The organism is Pseudoalteromonas sp. MMG010, assembly GCF_018100905.1.
GTDB lineage: Bacteria > Pseudomonadota > Gammaproteobacteria > Enterobacterales > Alteromonadaceae > Pseudoalteromonas.
Map to the genome: position 1 here is coordinate 57,766 of NZ_JAGJEG010000013.1, position 22,020 is coordinate 79,785.

Here is a 22,020-nt window from a genome sequence, read left to right on the forward strand (position 1 = left end):
ATGCGGTATGTAATATTTAATAATATAAATAAGGTAGTGCTGTGGAATTAGTTAATAACGAATATGATTTACTGGTGATCGGTGGCGGTGTTAATGGCACTGGTATTGCGGCCGATGCCGCGGGTAGAGGTTTAAAAGTCCTGCTTTGTGAACAATCAGATTTGGCATCTGCAACGTCATCAAATAGCTCTAAATTAATTCATGGTGGCTTGCGTTATCTTGAACATTACGAATTTAGATTAGTAAAAGAGGCTCTCGCGGAGCGTGAAGTATTATTAAAAAACGCGCCACATATTATGAAGCCTTTAATATTTCGTTTACCGCACCAACCACATTTGCGCCCAGCGTGGATGATCCGCATTGGCTTATTTATGTATGATAATTTGGCAAAACGAGAAACACTCCCCGCCTCTAAAGGGATTAAATTTTCAGATCAGAGTGTATTAGATGCATCAATTACAAAAGGATTTGAATATGCCGATGGCTGGGTTGATGATTCTCGTTTAGTTATTTTAAATGCGCTTGCTGCGCAAGAAAAAGGCGCAACCGTTGCAACCCAAACAAAATGTGTGAAAGCAATACGAAAGCAAGATAAGTGGCAAGTAACCCTTGAACAACAAAGTAATAAAAACCACTATACAGTGTCTGCTAAAGGTATTGTAAATGCAGCGGGTCCTTGGGTTGCTAAATTATTTGATGAAGCATTGACAGAGAAATCCCCCCAAAATATTCGCTTAGTTAAAGGTAGCCATATTGTAGTACCCCGTATTCATACAGACACTCAAGCATATATATTACAAAATAAAGATCAGCGTATTGTGTTTGTTATTCCATTTGAAGATGACTATTCCCTTATTGGCACCACTGACGTTGAGCATAATGGGGCTGCACAAGATGCTAAAATTAGCAATGTGGAAATAGACTACCTCATTGAAATTACAAATAGTTACTTTAAAAATCATATTAAGCGTGAAGACATCGTACATACCTTTTCTGGTGTACGCCCACTACTTGATGATGAATCGGTTAATGCACAAGCAGTCACCCGCGACTATAAATTAGAGCTTTCAAGTGAAGGCAGTCACACACCATTATTAAGTGTATTTGGCGGTAAAATTACCACTTATCGAAAACTAGCCGAAGCAGCCGTTAATAAGTTAGCAGCATTTTACCCACAAATGGGTAACGCTTGGACGAAGCACAGTGCACTTCCAGGTGGCGATTTTAGCTCTATAGATACATTAAAATCGGATCTAAAAGCACGCTATAACTGGTTAGATGAAGTAACACTTAATCGCTACGCACGTACTTATGGCACTCGTGCTTATGCCATATTAATAGATAAAACCCAACTTGATGATTTAGGCCAGCACTTTGGCCATGGCCTATTTGCAGCTGAAGTCGATTACTTATTGGCTAATGAATGGGCACACACTGCATATAATATTTTATGGCGTCGCACTAAACTAGGCCTACGTTTAGATGAAACACAGACCTCTGCACTGAACCGTTATATTGAACAACTAACGCACGCCTAAACACAACATTTGAACAAAAAAATACCCAAGCACTGCTTGGGTATTTTTTTTAGATAAAGCGCATTACCAAATTTTAACGCGATTTTCTGGCTTGATATACATTTTATCGCCTTCTTTAACATCAAACGCTTGATAAAACTCAGGCATATTCGACAATATACCAATTACACGGTAATGACTTGGCGAATGAGGGTCTGTCAATAAGCGGTTACGCAGTGCTTCATCACGGTATTTACGACGCCAAATTTGAGACCAGCCCATAAAGAAACGCTGATCACCAGTATAACCTTCAATTACCGGCGCTTTACCTTCACCTAAAGATAATTGATACGCTTTATAAGCAACCGTTAACCCGCCTAAATCACCAATATTTTCACCCAGTGTTAGCTCACCATTTACGCTCGCATCTTCAAATGGCTTATACGCACTATATTGTGCTACTAATGCGGCTGTGCGTTCTTCAAATTGTTTTAAATCTGATTCGCTCCACCAGTTACGTAGATTACCGTCGCCATCGTATTTAGCACCTTGATCATCAAACCCATGACCTAGCTCATGGCCGATCACAGCACCAATAGCACCATAGTTTACGGCATCATCGGCTTCAAGATTAAAAAATGGTGGCTGTAAAATAGCTGCTGGGAATACAATCTCGTTATTAACCGGATTGTAGTACGCATTCACAGTTTGCGGTGTCATATGCCATTCAGAACGATCAACTGGCTTACCTAACTTAGCAATCATGTCAGCATAAGCCCACTCGCTATGGCGGATATAGTTACCGACTAATTCACTAGAATTGATGGCAAGCTCTGAATAATCTTTCCATTTATCTGGGTAACCAATTTTTGGTGTAAATTTATCTAGTTTTTCTTGAGCCGCCACTTTGGTTGCTGGACTCATCCACTCCAGTCCTTCAATCGCTACGCCATAACCTTTAATAACATTGTCAACAAGCTCTTCCATACGTGCTTTTGCTTCTGGCGGGAAGTTTTCTTTTACGTATACTTTACCAAGAATTTCACCCAAGACACTGTTTGATGCATCAACGGCTTTTTTCCAAAGCGGTGCCTGCTCTTCTACACCCCGTAATGTTGTACTGTAAAAATCAAATTTAAGGTCAACAAGATCTTTATTAAGTAACTGTGCGTAATTACTGACAAAGTGAAAACTTAAGTAATTTTTCCACGTAGTTAAATCGGTCGCTTTATAAATTGCAGCAAATTTTTCAAAGTAGCTAGGTTGGCGCACAATAATATCGTTTACATCAACACCAATAGCAGTAAAAAATGCAGCAAGATCAAAATCACCCATTAGTTCATTTGCTTCGCTTAAGCTCATTTTATTATATGATTTAGTCGCATCACGACTTTCAACTCGGCTCCACTGCGCTTGAGCAATGCTATTTTCGAGCGCTAAGATATCTTTTGCCGCTTGTGCTGAATTTTCAATGCCTGCGCTTTCTAAAACATTAGCGACATATTGCTGATAGGCATCACGGATTTTGCTAAATTTAGCATCTTCTTTTAAATAGTAATCACGATCAGGTAAACCTAAGCCCGCTTGGTAAGCATAAAGCGCATTTTCGCTTGAGTTTTTTGCATCATTATTAACATACCAACCAAATGGTAAATCGCCGCCTTGAACTTGAATTTCACCCATAAGTGAAACTAAATCAGCTTTTGATTTAAGCATATCAATTGAGTTTAAAACGGGCTCAAGTGGTTTAACGCCTAATGTTTCTCGCGTTGTTAAGTCCATGTAGCTTTTAAAGAATGCACCTAGCTTATATTCATCAGAGCCGGCTTTTGCATCACTTTTAGCCGCTCTTTCAAGTACGGTTTTCATGGCTGCTTGTGAGTCATCGTACAGTTGAGAAAAAGAGCCATAGTTAGACTTATCACCTGGGATTTCAGTGCTTGCCAGCCACTGACCATTAACATGGTAATAAAAGTCATCTTGTGCGCGCACAGACTTATCCATATTTTCAAGTTCAATACCCAACGCCATTGGCTTAACTTCAGCGGCACTGGTGACAACTTGCTCCGTTGGATTAGTTTCTTGTTGTTTTTCGCCACAACCGACCAAACCCAAAGCAAGTGCAATACTTGCTGCGGTAATTGTTACGTTTTTCATAAACATCTCGTTTGTTAGTTAGAATTAATACCAACCCCAGTACATGCTCAATAAGGCAAATAAAATTAATTTTATTTAAAACAATGTATTGGGAAAAGTACCATCGTTAATATTGTACAAAGTAATATGACTCTGATGAGCTATAGTAAACCTGAACTTTAAAACTATAAAATAGAATATGTAACAAAGTGTTTTCTATGCGATAAAGCGCATATAGATAAGATAAGTGTTATTTTTTGGCGTGCTGAGCCAGGCGCTCTAACTTTTCTTTTAGCGATGCCGGTGCTGATGCAGCTAAAGCTTGTAAATGTTCTGCAGTATCTTTACTCATTGTTAGTGACGTGAGTTTATTGTTGCTAGTCGCTCGCTTTATATTGCCGGTAATGCGTTGAGTCGCTTGTGGGTTAGCGGTAATTTTAATTTGTGCTAAATCAATAATACCTGCGGCTCTAAAATGCGACATTATGTCCATTTTTAAATAATTAAGACGCAACGCAATAGGAGCTGAAACAGCCTCTATCATTAACGTCCCTTCACGATAATTACTCACACGACATTTATCGCCTAACTTAGCGCCTAAAAACTCACTTAATAAGGTTTGTTGCTTATCTAAGGTATTACTTTTACCTGCATATGCCGACAACCGATTGTTCCAACCAGCCATAATGTCGCCCAATGGCTTTGGTGCGTATTTATCTTTAGCCATAAATTACCTACAGAAAATTGCCCTAAGTCTGTTCTTAGGGCTAACAATACAACTCACTAAGCACCTGCTATTTGCATTTGCTCAATTAACACTGACCCTGTTTGAACACCACCACGGCGCTCTATATCACCACCGATTGCAGTAATCCCTTTAAACATATCTTGTAACTTACCGGCAATGGTAATTTCACTTACTGGATATTGGATTTCACCATTTTCGACCCAAAATCCTGCCGCGCCTCGTGAGTAATCGCCTGTTACAGTGTTAACCCCTTGTCCCATTAACTCAGTGACTAATAAACCTGTTCCCATCGTTTTGAGTAATGCAGTTAAATCATCATGGGTTTGCTCAACCAACCAATTATGTATTCCACCGGCATGGCCTGTTGCGGTCATATTCATTTTTCTTGCAGCGTAGCTTGCAAGTAAATATGTGCATAATTGCCCATCTTGAATAATATCTCTATCACTGGTTTTTACGCCTTCGCTATCAAAAGGTGATGAAGCCAGGCCTTTTAATATGTGAGGGCGCTCTGTGATATTCACACAATCGTTAAACACCTGTGTACCTAAGCTATCGAGTAAAAAGCTTGATTTACGGTATAACGCCCCGCCACCAATAGCTGACACTAAGTGAGAAAATAACGAATTAGCAATATCTGCTCTAAAGATAACAGGGACTTTCATCGTGCCCAGCTTTTGGCTATTTAACTTTGCTAGCGTTTCGCTTGCCGCTTCTAATCCAACAGCTGTTGCCTCATCTAATCCACTTTGATCACGTGCAACGGTATAAGCCGAATCACGCTGCATTTGCTCGCCTTCTTTACCTATTACCATCGTACTAATGCTATGGCGTGTACGTGGGTAACCTACAATTAAACCATGGCTATTACCGTAAACACGAAGACCTTGGTGCGATGAAAAGCTCGCGCCATCAGAGTTTACAATACGCTCATCCGCATTGAGGGCTGCTTGTTCTGCCTCATGACAAAACTCAATACCTTGTTCAGGCGAAACATCCCAAGGGTGATATAAGTCTAAATCTTTAGGGTTAAATTCAAGCAATGCTTTATCTGCAAGACCATTGTGAGGGTCATCGGAAGTGAATTTAGCAATATCAATGGCTTTTTCGACCACGGTACGTAAAGTTTTTGGACTTAAATCGGCAGTAGACGCAGATCCTTTATGATTACCAACATAAACGCTGATACCTAAACCGCCGTCTTGATTAAATTCTATCGTTTCTACCTCTCCCATACGCGTGCTAACGGATAATCCCGATGTACTAGACATCGCGGCTTCAGCGGCTGTAGCGCCTAATTTTTTTGCATGTTCGAGTACTTCAGCAACCGCCTCTTTAACCTGAGATATTTGTGAATAAATGGGAGAATTTGATTGGCTTGTCATAAATATAATCCTAGAGCTTTAAGGCTGTAATGCACGCATTTTTAATGTTTAAATGCTAACACACTCGTTACACCACATCAGCTAATATTAATCATTAAAAGAATCGCGTATAATAGCGAAAGTTATTTTTATTAAAGAGCACCCCATGGCGAAGAAAAAAGGCAAGCCTGCTGAAATTGAAGAAGAAATTATTTATGTATCAAAAAGTGAACTTAAGCGTGACGCGCAAGAGTTTCATCAGTTAGGTTCTGAAATTGCCAAAATGGGTAAAAAACAGCGCGAACGCCTACCTTTAAATGATGACTTAAAGGCAGCAATGGTTGTTGCCGATAAAATTAGCAATAAAAGCGATGCGTACCGTCGTCACTTAAACTATATTGCTAAAACCCTTCGTACTGTTGAAAATATCGAAGATATTAAAGGTATTATGGACATTATGCTTAATAAAAATAACCAAGCTGAGGTTATGATTAAAAAGATTGAGCAATTGCGAAGTGACTTACTTGAACAAGGCGATTCTTTGATTAACGAAACCATTGAGCAGTATCCATCGCTTGAGCGTCAAAAAATGCGTCAATTAGTCCGTAATGCGGCTAAAGAAGTCAAAGCAGAAAAACCAGCTCGTGGTTATAAAGAGCTATTTCAGTACTTAAAAGACGCCATAATGTAACGTTTTTGTTTTACATTAATAAATGAAAAAAGGTGCCAATGCACCTTTTTTTGTTATAGATCAAATCGACACCTTCCACATTTTTTATAATACCCACCTTATATAATTTAAAGGTGCGCGTAATGATAAAACTACCTCAGTGGGATCAGGCTCTGATCAACAAATATAATATTTCAGGACCTCGATACACCTCTTACCCAACCGCGTTATCATTAACCGAAGGTTACACTCAACACGATGTGCTAAGTGCAATTAAATCATCAGGTTCTCGTTCCTTATCTTTATATATCCACATCCCTTTTTGTAGTCAGCTTTGTTACTATTGTGGCTGTAATAAAGTCGTCACGCGCCATCAATCTAAAGCCGATGTTTATTTAGACTACTTAGCCAAAGAGATAGCAGCGCAAGCCCCATTTTTTAAAGATTATACACTAGAGCAACTACATCTTGGTGGAGGGACTCCAACCTTTTTAACCACCCAACAAATGTCGCGCTTGGTGCGATTATTAGAACAACACTTTAACTTTACCCGCACAACAGAGCGCGGCATCGAAGTTGATCCTCGCTCGTTAGCCGATAATATGCTTATTGATTTACGTATGTTGGGTTTTAATCGTATTTCATTTGGTATTCAAGACTTTAACGATGAGGTGCAATTAGCGGTTAATCGCCCCCAGCAAGTGAATAAAATAAAAGCATTAATAAGTCAGGCACGTGACCTAGGTTTTAACTCGATTAATGCCGATATGATTTATGGCCTACCATTACAAACACCCAGCAGCTTCAAGCAAAGCATAGAGCAATTAATTGCACTAAACCCCGATCGAGTTAGTGTATTTAATTATGCGCACTTACCAGAGCGTTTTGCTGCACAACGTAAAATTAAAACCGTCGATTTACCCAGTGCCCACGACAAACTAACCATGTTTAAAAATACATTAGCTCAAATGAGTGAAGCGGGTTATCAGTTTATCGGTATGGATCATTTTGCCAAAGCCGATAACGAACTTGCTGTAGCGCAAAATAGTCAACAGTTACACCGTAATTTCCAAGGTTACACCACACACGGAAATTGTGACTTACTCGGACTTGGAGTGTCATCTATATCGCAAATAGGCAGCGCTATATTACAAAATCAAAAAGACTTAAAATCGTATTATCATGCAATATCGACACAAAGCGGGAGCGCAACAAATAAAGGCATGCATTTAACACAAGATGATGTCATACGTGCCGATGCTATTAAGCAACTTATTTGTCAGTTTGAACTAGATACGCAGCAATTTAGTAAAAAACACACCATCCACTTTAACAGCTATTTTGAGACATCGTTATCGGCATTACAGCCTTTAATTGCAGATAATATGGTTGAAATTGCGAATGGAAAAATCACGGTTACTGCTCAGGGAAATCTATTTATTCGTATAATTTGTATGTGTTTTGATGCCCATTTACAAAAGCAAATTAACGCGACACGCTTTTCGCGTGTTATTTAACTATAAAAAAACAGACCTAGGTCTGTTTTTTTATATCGATATAAGCGTTTACTCATTGTTAAACGCAAACTCGCTCTACTTAATTAAATACTACATTTTCACTGCCAGGCGCTGCTTTAAACTCAGAGATAATTTTTTCACAATCAGCTTTAATCTCATCACTTAAGTTTTGTTCTGCGCGCCAACGGGCGGTATCTAATTTAAATATCTCTTTTTTAGAGTACTTTTTACGAGCATCGTGAGTTGGCATTTCTTTAACGACCTCGTACATTTTAAAGATACCGGCGTATGCCTGTGTTAAATCACGCTCTTGGGCAAAACTATATTGCGACATTAATACCCATATACGTAAACAACCTTCAGAAAACTCACACTGCTCTTGGGCCATTGCTCGTGCAATTAAATGAATACTATCGGCAAGTTTGGCATTTCGCGTTAAACGAGACTGCTCAAGCTTTTGCTGTTGCTCGACTCGTTTTTTCACGATTAATTTCTTTTGTGAATTCAGCTTATAAAGTAACTGACCCGCATAAAATGCTAAGCCAGCAATAATAGCTGCACCTATCAATAAGGCTATAATCAGTGCACTACTCATTGCTATGCCCTTTATTTATCGTCTTCGTCGTCAAGCCATTCATTCGCTAAATCGTCACTTAGGTATTGATCAAAGTCAGAGTTACCTTGTGCAGGTAAATCATCTTCAAAATCATCACCATCAAAATCATCGTCTTCTTCTTCAATTCCTAATAGCTCACACAGTTCTTGATGGCGAGCAATACGGCTATTAAAGTATTTAGCATCTTTACCAGTGAGCATTTGACCACTTTCATGTAATTCAACTAACTTCAATAAACGCTCATCATTTTCTAATGCTTCAAGCTCTTGTTCAGGTGATAACTCAGGTGCAGCAGCTTTCTTCAACTCAGCCATTGGCTTTAAGTTACGTTTCATCTCAACTTTAGGCTGTGCAACAGGTGCGACTAAAGGTACCGCCTTTTTACTGCCAACACGTTTATCTTTAACTCCTGTACTACTCTGATTTACATCAGTTTCAAGCAACTCAGGTGCATTACGCGAACCAGGCTTAGCGCCTTTCGTTTTTTTAACACGTTGCTCTTTTAGTGCACGCATTTCTTTAAGCTTATCTTGGCTTAAGCGTACAGGGCCATTTGATGGGATTTTACGCGACTTTTTCTTTCTACTCATATCTTTGATCATCTCACTTAAGAGGTTTTGCACAACTCAGTTACTTACTTGCGCTGCAATGCTGGCATAGCCAGAAGAATTCGATTTGTATCATGGGCAAATATTTAAACTTGGGTTATGTAATTTGCTGCTATAGGGCTATTTAAATAAAAATAACTTATAGCATGATTCATGATGTTATAAACGGTGAGTATTGTAACAGGACAAATAAAAAGGCGGTAGAGAAAACATCTCTACCGCCTACTAATTTGAGCGCCAAGTTCTGGACACTTCTCCCTTCGACTTTTTTAGTCTTTTATTATTTTTATTAGTACATTTCCATTTTGTTATTATATTAACCTTCCGTGTAACATTCCCTTTTGTTTTTATTATTAAACTTCCATGAGATTTTATTATTTTCGGTCATCCTGACGCTTTTTTATTATTTCCTTTAGTAGCACCAAACCTGTGCTATGTAGTCGTGCCGCCGTACTTTCCTTATACTTTATTCCATTTTGTTATTGTTGTTTTGCGACAGTGGTTAATCTACTCGTTAATAATTTTGTTACAACTAATTTATATCTATTTTCTTACAACCATCACTTCTGTTAACATTCATAATCTTTAATAACAATGACTTACATTAATTAAACTGTTTAAAATAAGATTTAACTCACAAAGCACCATGGTCAATGTCTTACAAGAAAATAAATGGTGTTTGTTTTTTTGGTACAAAAAAAGCAGCGATTGCTGCTTTTTTATTCGTTATTTGTCATAAGACAAAATGAAGAATCTAGAAAAGTACATTAGACTTTAGTGTAAGCCGCCTAAATACTTCGAAAGCACTTCAATATCATCATCAGTTAATTTAGATGCAATATCACTCATCATGCCATTTAAGTCATTATTACGGGTGCCATCTCGAAACTTTTCAAGCTGAGACTTGATATATTCTGGATGTTGAAATGAAATTTTAGGAAATTTAGCTAACGATGAACCGTTACCACGTGGTCCATGACATGCTGTACATGATGGAATTCCACGTGAAGCATCGCCAGACTTGTACAATTTCTTGCCAACTTCAACAACATCTTTAGGTGTTGCGCCTTCGCTCATATTTAATGATGAAAAATACGCAGCCAAATCAGCCATATCTTGTTCGCTTAATGGCATTGCCATAGCGCTCATTACAGGATCCATTCGGCCTTCTTTCCCACCAGATGTCATACCTAGCTTTAAATCCTTAAGTTGCTTAAGAATATAATCTGGATGTTGACCTGCAAGTTTAGGATAGATATTAACTGGCGCATTACCGTCTGGGCCGTGACAAGCCGCACACGTTGCTGATTTTTCTTTACCTGCGTTTACATCGCCATCAAATGCTGTTGCGTTGCTTGCTGACAACGCACCAAGCAATACTGTTATAGTTAGTGCTATTTTTTTCATGGTGAATTCTCTGTTCCCGACCCTATATCATCTACAATATGCATGTTGTAATAGATGTATTCTACACGATAATAAATTCTCTGGCACGTTTTCTACACATATTAAGCTTATAATTTATAGGGTTTTGACCTAGATTAAGCTTTATTACTATTTTAAAGGACTTTTTATCGCTAAGTTACACACTTAAATTCACTTTTTAATAAGCGCTATATAGTATAAAATACGCGCCCTGAGTGAATTTAGTTTACTCTAATCAATTATTTTTAAAGTTTAGGAGAGCTCGTGCTCAAATCTCGTATCAAATACAATACCGCGTCTTTTGTAACTAGCGCACCAGATATCACTAAGTTACCTGCTGATACGGGGATTGAAGTCGCGTTTGCTGGTCGTTCAAATGCCGGTAAGTCGAGCGCTTTAAATGCACTTACCGATCAAAAGCTAGCACGGACCAGTAAAACACCTGGACGTACTCAGTTAATTAATACCTTTGAGCTTGCTGATGTCGACAATATGCGTTTAATAGATTTACCCGGTTATGGCTTTGCTAAAGTCCCGATCGAAATGAAGAAAAAATGGCAGAAGTCACTCGGTGAATACCTACAAAAGCGTCAAAGCTTAAAAGGCATTGTTATTTTAATGGATATTCGTCATCCATTAAAAGATTTAGACCGTGATTTAATTAATTGGGCTATTGGCAGCGAAATTCCTGTACTTGCACTATTAACTAAAGCCGATAAATTAAAGCAAGGTGCTCGCAAAGCACAGGTATTACAAGTACGCAGAGAGTTAAGTAATTTAGACGGCGATATTACAGTGCATGCCTTTTCATCATTAAAAGGGGTTGGCTTACCTGAAGTTGCAAAAAAATTAGACGAATGGTACCTAGGTCCTGTCGTTACAACAGCTCCTAAAGAATCTGAAGATTAAGTCTTAATTAAAATAAAGTCTTTGCTTAATTATAAAATAGCCGCCCTCATCGTGTTCGGCTATTTTTTATAACTAAGCGGCTACTTTAACAACCCGTCCTGTACGCATTTCACGACTATAAACCTGCCAACATTGTTAATATCAACTAATTAGTAACGCTCATAAATATAAACATGCGCTTATAATCCATTTTAAAATAAACGACTTGGCTCACTTATTAGCAAACCAAGCACACTCAATATTATATCACTACTTATTAAAACTCAGCGCAAATGTCACAGGTACCGCAGTCGCAATTGACGGAAGCCCGGCTAGTTTTTGCAATGTTTTAATTCCTTCTGTTACGCCAAAATCATTGCTGTTAATAACAACAGGCGTGAAGGAGGATACAGACAGATCACCATCTGATGTTTTTGTTACTAATACATCGATACTGAGTGCTTTTTTATTACCATGAAAATCAAGCTCACTGTGTATGCCTTTTACAACATATTGCCCCGGTTTTTTAAAACCATCGAGCGTTGATTTTAAGTTTGCAGTAAGCGTTGCACTTGGAAACTGAGCCGTTTCAAACAATAGCTTACTCAAACGTTCATTACGAATAGGGATGAGTGTTTCACCTGAGGTTAAATCGATATTAATTGTCAGTGCTCCCTCATCAGATAATTCGCCTGTAATACGCTTAAAATGATGGGCTTCTGCAATACTATCTTTTTTTATAGAGACAAAACTAATTTGGCTTTTATCATTATCTAACTGCCAATTGGCATGAGCAAAACTAGACAATACTAAACTTGATAACGACAACCCTGCTATAACGAATGCTTTAAACATAACACCTCCTAAAAAACGAATAAAATAAATACCTATTCGATGGTATCACTTGAAGTATTTAGTGCAATTGTTGGTTACAAAATAATAAAGATACGTTGTTTAGAATTAAGGAGGTTTTTAGGGCTAAAAATAAAAACGGCCCACCAAAAACAGGTAGGCCGGTATAGCAATTTAAATAAACGCTATGCAATTTGCTGTACCTTTCAGTACATCATCAACAGGATGTCCAACAGGATGAGGACGGGCGCACTTTAGCAAAATCAAAGTTCAAAATACAACAGTAATGTATGAATTTTATAAAAATTGATAAACATATAACTAATTGCTACAAAATAAGCCATAAATTAACTAAGTTTTAACTAAAATAAAATTAATTAATGCTGATAAAATAAGTTAACTTTATCAGCAATGACCTACATGTAATGGTTAATGTGCTTGCTCCCAATTATCTCCCTCATCAGCTTCAACAACTAATGGAACATCTAATTGCGCGGCTTCTGACATAAGCTGGCAGATCTGTTGAGTATAGTGTTTAGCGCAGTCTTCTTTTATTTCAAATACCAATTCATCGTGTACTTGCATTAATAATTTAATCGTATCTGGGGCTTGTTGTTTCACCCATACATTTACGCTAAGCATTGCTTTTTTAATGATATCAGCGGCAGTACCTTGCATCGGTGCATTAATAGCGGCGCGTTCTGCGCCTTTTCTGCGAGCACCATTACGGGCGTTTATTTCAGGTAAATGCAAACGTCGACCAAATATTGTTTCTACATATCCGTTTTCGGCTGCACTTTCGCGGGTACTTTCCATGTACTCAAGCACACCAGGGAAACGCTCAAAATATTTATCAATATAATGCTGTGCTTCATGACGAGGTACATCAAGTTGACGTGACAAGCCAAAGGCGGACATCCCATAAATTAAACCAAAGTTTACGGCTTTTGCTTTACGACGCATATCGGTAGTGACATCATCAAGCTCCACGCCAAATACCTCTGCAGCGGTGGCGCTGTGAACATCTAATCCATTCGCAAACGCATTTAGTAAGCCTTTATCTTGTGACAAATGCGCCATAATACGCAATTCAATTTGGCTGTAATCGGCAGCGATAATTTTATAACCCTTCGCAGCTATAAATGCTTCACGAATACGACGCCCTTCTTCTGAGCGAATAGGAATATTTTGTAAATTAGGATCGGTTGAACTTAAACGCCCCGTCGCTGTGACTGCCTGATGGTAAGAGGTATGTACGCGCTGTGTTTTCTCATTCACCATTAATGGTAGCTTATCGGTGTACGTTGATTTTAGTTTTGATAAACCGCGGTGCTCAATGATAACTTTAGGCAAAGGGTAGTCATGTGCTAACTCTTGCAGCACTTCTTCTGCAGTAGAAGGCGCACCTTTAGGGGTTTTTTTAATAATGGGCAGCTCAAGCTTTTCAAATAACAATACTTGCAATTGCTTTGGAGAACTTAAATTAAAGGGTTCACCCGCTATTTCAAATGCTTCTTTTTCAAGCTCAATTAAACGCTCGCCTAAACGTTGGCTATGCGCTGCTAACATATTACTATCTATTGCAACACCGGTACGTTCAATATCAGAAATCACACTGACAAGTGGCATTTCTATTTCTTCAAATACCGATTTTAGCTTTTCATCAGCTTCGATTTTTGGCCATAGTACTTGGTGTAAACGCAGTGTAATATCCGCATCTTCTGCCGCATAAGGCGCTGCTTTTTCAAGCTCAATTTGATTAAATGTCAGCTGCTTCTTGCCTTTACCTGCAATATCTTCAAAGCTGATATTTTTATGGCCAAGGTATTTTAAAGCTAATGAATCCATGTCATGGCGAGTGCCTACACTGTTGAACACATACGACTCAAGCATCGTGTCAAACTTAATACCATTAAGCGCAAAGCCTGCATTAGCTAATACACTTTTATCATATTTAAGGTTTTGCCCGACTTTAGCTTTAGTGGGGTCGGCTAAAATAGGTGCTAATTTATGCATGACATAATCAAGTGTTAGTTGCTCTGGTGCGCCAGGATAGTCATGCGCAACAGGTAAATAAGCCGCTTCACCTGCTTTTACTGAGAAGCTCATACCGACTAACTGAGCTTGCATGTAATCTAAGCTAGTTGTTTCGGTATCAAAGGCAAATAACTCGGCTGCATTTAATTGCTCAATTAATACGTCAAACTGAGCTTCAGTTAAAATAGTTTCGTAATGGGCATCTTCAACTTTTGGTAATTCGTTTACTTCTGTTGGTACCGCTTTTTGCGCATCTTTTGGATTATCAATCAGTTCTGCTAACCAGCGGCGAAATTCACACTCGCCAAATAGTTTTATTAATTCATCTTTATTAGGTGTTTTTAAATTAAAGCTATTAAGGTCAGATTCAACGTCTACATCACATTTTATCGTCGCTAATTCATAGCTTAAAGGTAAATGTGCGACTGCATTGGCGAGCTTTTCACCTATTTTACCTTTTATATCACCCGCATTATCAAGTACACCTTGCAGCGATCCATACTTTTGCAACCACTTTACTGCTGTTTTTGGTCCACATCCATCTACACCAGGTATGTTATCGACCTTATCACCCATTAACGCTAAATAATCGATAATAAGTTCGGGTCCCACGCCAAATTTTTCAACGACAGTAATAGGATCAGAAATACTATCGGTCATGGTGTTAATAAGAGTCACATGCTCATTAACTAACTGCGCCATGTCTTTATCACCGGTTGATATTAATACATGACGTTTTTGCTCGGTTGCAATACGCGCAAAAGTACCAATCACATCATCCGCCTCAACCCCTCCAATACTAATCAGCGGAAAGCCCATTGCTTTAATAATTTCGTGCAATGGCGCTATTTGCGTACGAAGATCGTCAGGCATAGGCGGACGATTTGCTTTGTACTCACTGTACATATCATTTCTAAATGTTTTCCCTTTAGCGTCAAACACCACCACCATATGAGAGGGATCATATTGCTTGATCAAACTTTTAAGCATATTCACTACGCCATAAATAGCACCGGTCGCTTCACCTTTAGAGTTAGTTAAATGAGGTGGCGAATGATAAGCGCGAAATAAATATGATGAACCATCAACGAGAATAAGTGGGTTTTCGGGGATCTGAGCCATGGTGAAATTGGATCCTAAAGACAAATAAATAAATTAATGACAAGCATGCCATAAGGTAATAAATAAAACGACTGCGAATTAAAGTTTGCTATGGCATACAAAACAGGACTTCCTGTGGATAACTGTGTTGACAACAGGCACAAAGTGTTCTTCCGAAGCATATTAAAACGCCTAGAAAAAGTATTAACTATATGTTTTTATTTAAAAAAGATATTGCGAGGTTCTTTTTTTATTATTTATAAACCAATGTGGACAAAGGTTTTATTCACATCCTGCTAGTTTTCAATACGAACATAATTATTACGTATTTATTTAACAGGAGAGATATTCTAGCATAATAGATCAAAGATCATAGCGATCCTTTTATATTTTTTTTATCCCTCTCAAAAGAGAAAAAGTATATAGCCCGATATTCCTTAGTTTAACGCCTATTTTTTATGCTAAATTTATTTTTTACCGTGATAAACTTAAAGAAAACTTGATAGAGGTAACAATGAAAAAAGTAGCCGTTATTTTAGCTGGATGTGGTGTTTTTGATGGTAGTGAAATTAATGAAGTTGTTCTCACTTTACTCCATATAGAGAAAAACAATGCAAGCTATCAATGCTTTGCCCCAAATATTGAGCAATACCATACAATAAATCATATCACTGGCGAAGAAATGCCAGAACAACGCAATGTATTAGTTGAAGCAGCACGTATTGTGCGCGGTGATATAAAAAATGTAAACGAACTTGATATTGCTCATTATGATGCGCTTATTGTACCGGGTGGCTTTGGCGCAGCAAAAAACTTATCTAACTTTGCGATTAAAGGTACTCAAGCAACGGTTAATACTGACGTCCTAAACGCATGTAAACTATTTGCCAATGCACAAAAAGCTGCTGGTTATATGTGTATTGCGCCCAGCTTAATTCCATTTGTATATCAACAAGCAACACTAACAATAGGCACTGATGCAGATACTGCACAGGCATTAAATAATTTAGGTGCGACTCATCAACCCTGCCAAGTCGATGATACGATTGTGGATAAAAATAATAAAATAGTCACAACACCTGCCTATATGCTAGCGCAAAGCGTGCTTGAAGCAGAAAAAGGCATCGCAAAATTAGTACATCATGTTTTAGCTTTAACTTAAGGTAACCCGCTATAAAATATTGGTTTTTATTGCGCTAGCGCAATATCTGCGTATTTTTATTAAGAAAATTGCGGCTTGGCGTTTTATAAATTGTTACACGAATGTATAATCGCTTTAAATTCCGTCATCTATATCGTGATTGATCACGTTCAATCGAAGTGAGCAAGGCAAATGAAAAAACTTACTGCTGCTGCATTATTAGTGCTAGCAACCACCGCATACGCACAGCCATATGATAACTCTATGAGTGAAGATGCAATTAAAAAACGTTTAGCGCCAATCGGTGCTGTATACCTAAAAGGTGATAAACCTGCAGGGCCAGTAGTACCTGCGGGCCCTCGTTCAGGTCAGCAAGTTTATCAAAGTACATGTTTTGCATGTCACGGTACAGGTGCATTAGGTGCGCCTAAATCTGCTGATGACTGGGCTCCGCGTATTGCTAAAGGTAAAGATGTACTATTACAGCATGCACTGAATGGTTTTAATCAAATGCCTGCAAAAGGGACTTGTATGGATTGTTCTGAAGATGAAATTAGTGCAGCAATTGATTTTATGACTTCAAAGTAATTATCTCATTTGATAATTAAAAAAGGCTTACTATATGTAAGCCTTTTTTATTATGTAATGTAATAAAATACACCTGAAATTGATATAAATGCTTGACGATTTTTTTTACAAGTGAAACAATAGTCTATTAACTGTACAATAATTATAATAAAAACTGGCAGGCTCATTGGACGATCTACAAATAACCTTGAGTAGACTAAGCTATAAAAATAAAAAACTTAAAGCGTTAGTTGAAAAATATAAGCAATCACACCAATTGCAAAGTGCATTGATACAACTATCAGAGCAAGCAAGTACCGTCGCGGAACTGAGTCTTCTATACCCTGCTATTCATGACATCTTACAAAAATACCTGCCTAGCAAAAGTTTTTATGCTGCACTAGCCAATCAAGATACACAAAACCTTGAAATATCATACTTTAGTGATGAGAAAGATGGCATTTCTATCACCCAAGATCAATCTACTAATTTAGATGAAGGTGTCACTGGCTATATTTATAAAACCGGAAATACCACTTACTTTACAAAATCTCAAATGCTGGACTATGCAGCGAAAGGCATGTTTAAAGTGCTTGGAACGCCAGCAGCTCACTGGGTCGGTGTACCTGTTTATCAAGAAAACGAAATCATTGGTGTATTGGTAACCCAAAGTTACGATGAAAACTTAGGTTACAGCTCTCAACAAATCGAATTACTTGAGTTTATGTCGCTCTATTTAACCACCGCCATAGAACGTGTTAAAAAACGTGAACTATTAGAAGCAAAAGTTAAGCAGCGCACTAAAGAGTTAACGCAAAGCAATAACGCCTTAAGTCAAGAAATACAACAACGTAAAAATGCACTACAACGCCAACAAATTTTGTTTAAAATATCTGAACTGGCGACAAATGTAAAAAACCTTGATGAAGTCTATCTAAATGTTCATAAAATAATAAAAACCATTACCTACGCTGAAAATTTATATATAGCGCTTTACGATAAAGCTTCTGGATGGGTGAACTTTCCTTATTATGCAGACCAATTTCAAGAAAATGCTCAACCTAGACAGTTTTCTAAAGGCTACAGTGAGCTGGTAATTAGTACCGAAAGCACGCAATTGATAGATCCCATACGCGCTAAAGCATTGATCCAAAGTGGTGTGGTCCACCGAGAACAACCGGTTGCTAAAGAGCGCGTTTCAACCAGTTGGTTAGGCGCCCCACTGAAAACATCACAAGGCGTAATTGGCCTGATTGTTTGCCAAGCCTATAACCACAATCATGTATTTGATAATGAAGATAGCGAACTCATTACATTTGTTTCTCACCAAATCGCTTCGGTATTAGAAACCAAGCTGGCAAATCAGGCATTAGAGAAAAGTCATCAAGCGCTTGAACAGCACGTGCATGAAAAAACCAAAGAATTGCGACAAACTAATTTGCATCTAAAAATGCAAATGCAAGAACGGAAAAAAATAGAACAACAACTTTATCATGACGCACATCACGATTCGCTCACTGGGTTACCTAACCGGAGTTTATTTTTAACTCAATTAGAAAAAACCTTACAGCATTTTCAACGCTTTCCTAATTACCACTTTGCTGTGCTATTTATTGATTTAGATAAATTTAAAGAGATTAACGATCAGCTTGGTCATCATGAAGGTGATCAGTTTTTAATTAGTGTTGCAGACTCATTTTCTCAATGTATTCGTGAGCACGATTTATTAGCTCGTCTTGGTGGCGATGAGTTCGTTATTTTATTAACTCATTTAACCGATCATCAGCAAGCTCAAGATGTTGCTAATCGCATTATAGAAATAATGAAAAAACCCTTTTGCGCAAAAGGCACTTGTTTACAAAGTGGGGCAAGTATTGGTATCACTTATTCAAACCAAAATTATAAAAATACCGATGAAATTATTCGTGATGCTGATGCGGCCATGTATTATGCTAAGAACGCAGGACGCAATCGATATGAGTTGTACCACCCATTACTCACAGAAGCATTAGCGCACAATACCCTTGAACAAGAAATGCATCACCTAGACACCTTACCGATGTCATTTAAATGCTCAGAAATAATCACTTTAGATGAGCACAATGAATCTGAGTCATTATTTGAAGCATTTGGCGAGCATTCGGTATTAGGGAGTACCAGTTTTGATATTTTAAAGAAGTTCGCCAATGATAAAGAACAACATGTAAAAGTAGAGCTAATGTTACTGGAACAAGCATATGAACAAGCTTTACAAGCCAATGTTGCGATGGCTTTATTACCTTGCTCGGCTTTATTGCTTGAACACTATGAGTTCCCTCAGCTACTTAATACACTTAATAAGTTACAAGGGCCGAGCCAACTGTGTTTATTATTTAATGAACAAGAAATTCGCTATGCGTGCGCCAGTCAAATAGAAAACTTAAAAAACCTAACCCTCGCAGGGTTTTCAATCGGCTTAAATGATTTTGCCAAAGATCGCTGTGAATTAAATGTGCTTACAGAAATTAATTTTGATTATTTATTATTAAGTTCCACATTTAGCAAACGCGTGTTGCAAGAAGAGCGCTACCACCTCCAATTACAAGGAGTGCTTGCAATAACAACCATTACTAACATTAAAGTCATTGCAAAAGGGCCATCAATTTTAAACTTCAGGGCCCTACTTGATAAACACGGCTTAGCCTTTTTTATCAGCAAACAACATGACCTTCAATATACTGATAATACAGACAATTTATCGAATTCAATCAGTCACTAATCAGACTTTTTTAACATCGCTCGTAAATTAGCAACGCGGGCTTGGCCTTTCTCCATACGCTGAGCTTGCGAGTTAGGTGCTTTTTTGTTTTCGAATGCAAGATCATCTTGCGGTAATTCCTGCACAAAACGACTCAATTCTGTTTGCGATGTTTCACCAAATTGACGGCGAATTTTTGCGTAAGTTAACGTCAACTCTTGTTGTGCTCGAGTAATACCTACATACGCTAAACGACGTTCTTCCTCTACGTTATCTTCGTCAATACTCACTTGGTGTGGCAATAATCCTTCTTCCATACCGACCATAAATACATAGGGATACTCAAGGCCTTTAGAGGCATGTAAGGTAAGTAGCTGTACGGCATCACTTTCATCTTCTTCTTCGTTACGCTCAAGCATATCGCGAAGAGTCAATTTGCTCACCACTTCAGCTAAAGTCATCGGCTCATTATCCGCATCGCCGGTAAGCATGTCGGTGATCCAACGATATAACTCAGAGACGTTCTTCATTCGCATTTCGGCAGCTTTAGCGCTTGGTGATGATTCGTATAAATACGCTTCGTAATTAATATTACGAACTAAATCTTTAACCGCTTCTAAAGTATCACTTCTAACAGCATTGTCTGATAACTCAACCACCCAACGAGAAAAACCAGCTAATGCATTAAATCCGCGGCCTTTTAAACGATAGCCTAAATCATTATCAAAACAGGTAGCAAATAAGCTTTGGTGTTTTTCGTTGGCTAAAGTCCCTAACTTTTCTAACGTAACTGTACCTATTTCACGTCTAGGTGTATTCACAATACGCAAAAAAGCATTGTCATCGTCTTGATTCACTAATAAACGAAGGTAGGCCATAATATCTTTAATTTCTGAACGAGAGAAAAACGACATCCCACCACTAATTTTATAAGGTATACGGTTACTCATTAATGATTTTTCAAAACCACGCGCCTGATGATTACCACGGTATAAAATAGCGTAATCTTTATAACTGGTGCGCTTCATAAACTTATGAGAAATAATTTCAGCGACAACCCGTTCACATTCGTGTTCTTCATCACGACAGCCAATCACTTTAATTGGCTCACCGTAACCTAATTCACTAAATAACTTTTTATCAAACTCGTGAGGGTTATTTGCAATTAATATATTGGCCGCTTTTAAAATACGCTCTGCACTGCGATAATTTTGTTCTAGTTTAATCAGCCTTAAGCCTGGGTAGTCTTTTTTGAGTAGCACTAAATTTTGCGGACGCGCTCCACGCCACGAATAAATAGATTGGTCGTCATCACCTACCACAGTAAAACGGGCACGCTCACCCACTAATAGTTTTACTAACTGATATTGGCTGGTATTAGTATCTTGATACTCATCGACTAATAAGTACTTAAAGCGCTGTTGCCAACGCTCTCGTGAGGCTTCATTGCTGCTCAACAATAAAGTGGGGATCATAATTAAATCGTCAAAATCAAGAGCGTTATACGCCCGTAATTGAATTTGATACCGAGCATAAAGTTGTGCAAATAAGGCTTTTTGCGGTTCACGGGCTTCGCGCACTGCTTGCTCTGGTAAAATGAGCTCATTTTTCCAGCTTCCAATTTGCATTTTTAATAACTTTAATAAGTCTTTATCGTTTTTTAGCTCATCTTCGGTTAAATCATTTAACAGTTGGTTGGTATCTTGATCATCAAATAACGAAAAACCAGGTTTGAAACCTAACGTTTTTAATTCTTTTTTGATGATCTCTAAACCCAATGTATGAAAAGTAGAAACCCATAATCCCTTCGCTTCTGCTTTACTGAGCGTTTGCAGCACACGTTCGCGCATCTCTTTTGCCGCTTTATTGGTAAAAGTAACAGCAGCAATATTACGCGCTTTGTATTCGCATTTTTGTACTAAATAAGCAATTTTATTAGTAATTACGCGAGTTTTCCCCGAGCCAGCACCTGCTAACACTAAGCATGGACCACTAATATACTTTACTGCTTCATCTTGTTTTGGATTGAGTTTCATAGCAACCAGAAAGATTTTAAAAGACGAGCAATTTTACCGTAATCACTACACTACGCATAG

Annotated in this window: 16 protein-coding genes; 7 read left to right on the plus strand and 9 right to left on the minus strand. The window is 38.1% G+C overall.

The window, feature by feature from the left end:
• Positions 1–41 precede the first annotated feature (41 nt).
• Positions 42–1,538, plus strand: coding sequence for a glycerol-3-phosphate dehydrogenase (glpD, locus tag J8L70_RS13080; RefSeq protein ID WP_211056041.1), 1,497 nt, complete (start codon positions 42–44; stop codon positions 1,536–1,538).
• A 63-nt stretch (positions 1,539–1,601) separates the two neighbouring features.
• Here the strand turns inward: glpD and J8L70_RS13085 are convergent, their stop codons facing one another.
• From J8L70_RS13085 to pmbA, 3 genes are all read right to left on the minus strand, one after another.
• The gene (locus J8L70_RS13085) at positions 1,602–3,674 is read right to left on the minus strand and encodes a M13-type metalloendopeptidase (RefSeq protein ID WP_211056042.1); all 2,073 of its coding nucleotides are present in this window, start codon (positions 3,672–3,674) and stop codon (positions 1,602–1,604) included.
• A 229-nt stretch (positions 3,675–3,903) separates the two neighbouring features.
• Positions 3,904–4,380, minus strand: coding sequence for a DUF721 domain-containing protein (locus tag J8L70_RS13090; protein ID WP_211056043.1), 477 nt, complete (start codon positions 4,378–4,380; stop codon positions 3,904–3,906).
• A gap of 56 nt (positions 4,381–4,436) precedes the next feature.
• Positions 4,437–5,786, minus strand: a complete 1,350-nt coding sequence (pmbA, locus tag J8L70_RS13095; RefSeq protein ID WP_211056044.1) for a metalloprotease PmbA — start codon at positions 5,784–5,786, stop codon at positions 4,437–4,439.
• A gap of 145 nt (positions 5,787–5,931) precedes the next feature.
• Here pmbA and yjgA point away from each other — a divergent pair, with 145 nt between their 5' ends.
• Positions 5,932–6,456: a ribosome biogenesis factor YjgA gene (gene yjgA, locus J8L70_RS13100; RefSeq protein WP_211056045.1), complete on the plus strand. Its 525-nt coding sequence runs from the start codon at positions 5,932–5,934 to the stop codon at positions 6,454–6,456.
• Between the two features lie 122 nt (positions 6,457–6,578).
• Positions 6,579–7,952: an oxygen-independent coproporphyrinogen III oxidase gene (gene hemN, locus J8L70_RS13105; protein ID WP_211056046.1), complete on the plus strand. Its 1,374-nt coding sequence runs from the start codon at positions 6,579–6,581 to the stop codon at positions 7,950–7,952.
• Between the two features lie 79 nt (positions 7,953–8,031).
• On the opposite strand, the gene J8L70_RS13110 is transcribed toward hemN, so the two are convergent.
• From J8L70_RS13110 to J8L70_RS13120, 3 genes are all read right to left on the minus strand, one after another.
• Positions 8,032–8,547 carry a DUF2489 domain-containing protein gene (locus J8L70_RS13110; protein ID WP_211056047.1) on the minus strand — a complete coding sequence of 172 codons (516 nt, stop codon included), beginning with the start codon at positions 8,545–8,547 and terminating at the stop codon, positions 8,032–8,034.
• Positions 8,548–8,558: 11 nt separating this feature from the next.
• Positions 8,559–9,158: a Der GTPase-activating protein YihI gene (gene yihI, locus J8L70_RS13115; protein WP_211056075.1), complete on the minus strand. Its 600-nt coding sequence runs from the start codon at positions 9,156–9,158 to the stop codon at positions 8,559–8,561.
• Positions 9,159–9,950: 792 nt separating this feature from the next.
• Positions 9,951–10,583: a c-type cytochrome gene (locus J8L70_RS13120; protein WP_211056048.1), complete on the minus strand. Its 633-nt coding sequence runs from the start codon at positions 10,581–10,583 to the stop codon at positions 9,951–9,953.
• A 282-nt stretch (positions 10,584–10,865) separates the two neighbouring features.
• Between J8L70_RS13120 and yihA the strand changes: the two genes are divergently transcribed.
• Complete coding sequence (gene yihA, locus J8L70_RS13125) at positions 10,866–11,510, plus strand: ribosome biogenesis GTP-binding protein YihA/YsxC (RefSeq protein WP_211056049.1); 645 nt, start codon at positions 10,866–10,868, stop codon at positions 11,508–11,510.
• A 249-nt stretch (positions 11,511–11,759) separates the two neighbouring features.
• On the opposite strand, the gene J8L70_RS13130 is transcribed toward yihA, so the two are convergent.
• Both J8L70_RS13130 and polA read right to left on the minus strand, forming a co-directional pair.
• Positions 11,760–12,344, minus strand: coding sequence for a YceI family protein (locus J8L70_RS13130; protein WP_211056050.1), 585 nt, complete (start codon positions 12,342–12,344; stop codon positions 11,760–11,762).
• 426 nt (positions 12,345–12,770) lie between these two features.
• On the minus strand, positions 12,771–15,500 hold the full coding sequence (gene polA / locus J8L70_RS13135; RefSeq protein WP_211056051.1) for a DNA polymerase I: 2,730 nt from the start codon (positions 15,498–15,500) through the stop codon (positions 12,771–12,773).
• A 493-nt stretch (positions 15,501–15,993) separates the two neighbouring features.
• Between polA and elbB the strand changes: the two genes are divergently transcribed.
• From elbB to J8L70_RS13150, 3 genes are all read left to right on the plus strand, one after another.
• Positions 15,994–16,641: an isoprenoid biosynthesis glyoxalase ElbB gene (gene elbB / locus J8L70_RS13140; RefSeq protein WP_211056052.1), complete on the plus strand. Its 648-nt coding sequence runs from the start codon at positions 15,994–15,996 to the stop codon at positions 16,639–16,641.
• A 171-nt stretch (positions 16,642–16,812) separates the two neighbouring features.
• On the plus strand, positions 16,813–17,208 hold the full coding sequence (locus tag J8L70_RS13145; protein WP_211056053.1) for a cytochrome c5 family protein: 396 nt from the start codon (positions 16,813–16,815) through the stop codon (positions 17,206–17,208).
• A gap of 166 nt (positions 17,209–17,374) precedes the next feature.
• Positions 17,375–19,945 carry a diguanylate cyclase gene (locus tag J8L70_RS13150; protein WP_211056054.1) on the plus strand — a complete coding sequence of 857 codons (2,571 nt, stop codon included), beginning with the start codon at positions 17,375–17,377 and terminating at the stop codon, positions 19,943–19,945.
• Here the strand turns inward: J8L70_RS13150 and rep are convergent.
• Positions 19,942–21,960 carry a DNA helicase Rep gene (gene rep, locus J8L70_RS13155; protein ID WP_211056055.1) on the minus strand — a complete coding sequence of 673 codons (2,019 nt, stop codon included), beginning with the start codon at positions 21,958–21,960 and terminating at the stop codon, positions 19,942–19,944. The two genes, J8L70_RS13150 and rep, sit on opposite strands and share 4 nt — an antisense overlap.
• Between the last annotated feature and the right edge of the window lie 60 nt (positions 21,961–22,020).

Coding starts and splice junctions, on each gene's coding strand:
- hemN (WP_211056046.1), top strand. CDS start 6,579: ATGATAAAACTACCTCAGTGGGATCAGGCTCTGATCAACAAATATAAT.
- J8L70_RS13145 (WP_211056053.1), top strand. CDS start 16,813: ATGAAAAAACTTACTGCTGCTGCATTATTAGTGCTAGCAACCACCGCA.
- polA (WP_211056051.1), bottom strand. CDS start 15,500: ATGGCTCAGATCCCCGAAAACCCACTTATTCTCGTTGATGGTTCATCA.
- J8L70_RS13110 (WP_211056047.1), bottom strand. CDS start 8,547: ATGAGTAGTGCACTGATTATAGCCTTATTGATAGGTGCAGCTATTATT.
- J8L70_RS13085 (WP_211056042.1), bottom strand. CDS start 3,674: ATGAAAAACGTAACAATTACCGCAGCAAGTATTGCACTTGCTTTGGGT.
- J8L70_RS13090 (WP_211056043.1), bottom strand. CDS start 4,380: ATGGCTAAAGATAAATACGCACCAAAGCCATTGGGCGACATTATGGCT.
- J8L70_RS13120 (WP_211056048.1), bottom strand. CDS start 10,583: ATGAAAAAAATAGCACTAACTATAACAGTATTGCTTGGTGCGTTGTCA.
- yihI (WP_211056075.1), bottom strand. CDS start 9,158: ATGAGTAGAAAGAAAAAGTCGCGTAAAATCCCATCAAATGGCCCTGTA.
- elbB (WP_211056052.1), top strand. CDS start 15,994: ATGAAAAAAGTAGCCGTTATTTTAGCTGGATGTGGTGTTTTTGATGGT.
- pmbA (WP_211056044.1), bottom strand. CDS start 5,786: ATGACAAGCCAATCAAATTCTCCCATTTATTCACAAATATCTCAGGTT.
- J8L70_RS13130 (WP_211056050.1), bottom strand. CDS start 12,344: ATGTTTAAAGCATTCGTTATAGCAGGGTTGTCGTTATCAAGTTTAGTA.
- yjgA (WP_211056045.1), top strand. CDS start 5,932: ATGGCGAAGAAAAAAGGCAAGCCTGCTGAAATTGAAGAAGAAATTATT.
- rep (WP_211056055.1), bottom strand. CDS start 21,960: ATGAAACTCAATCCAAAACAAGATGAAGCAGTAAAGTATATTAGTGGT.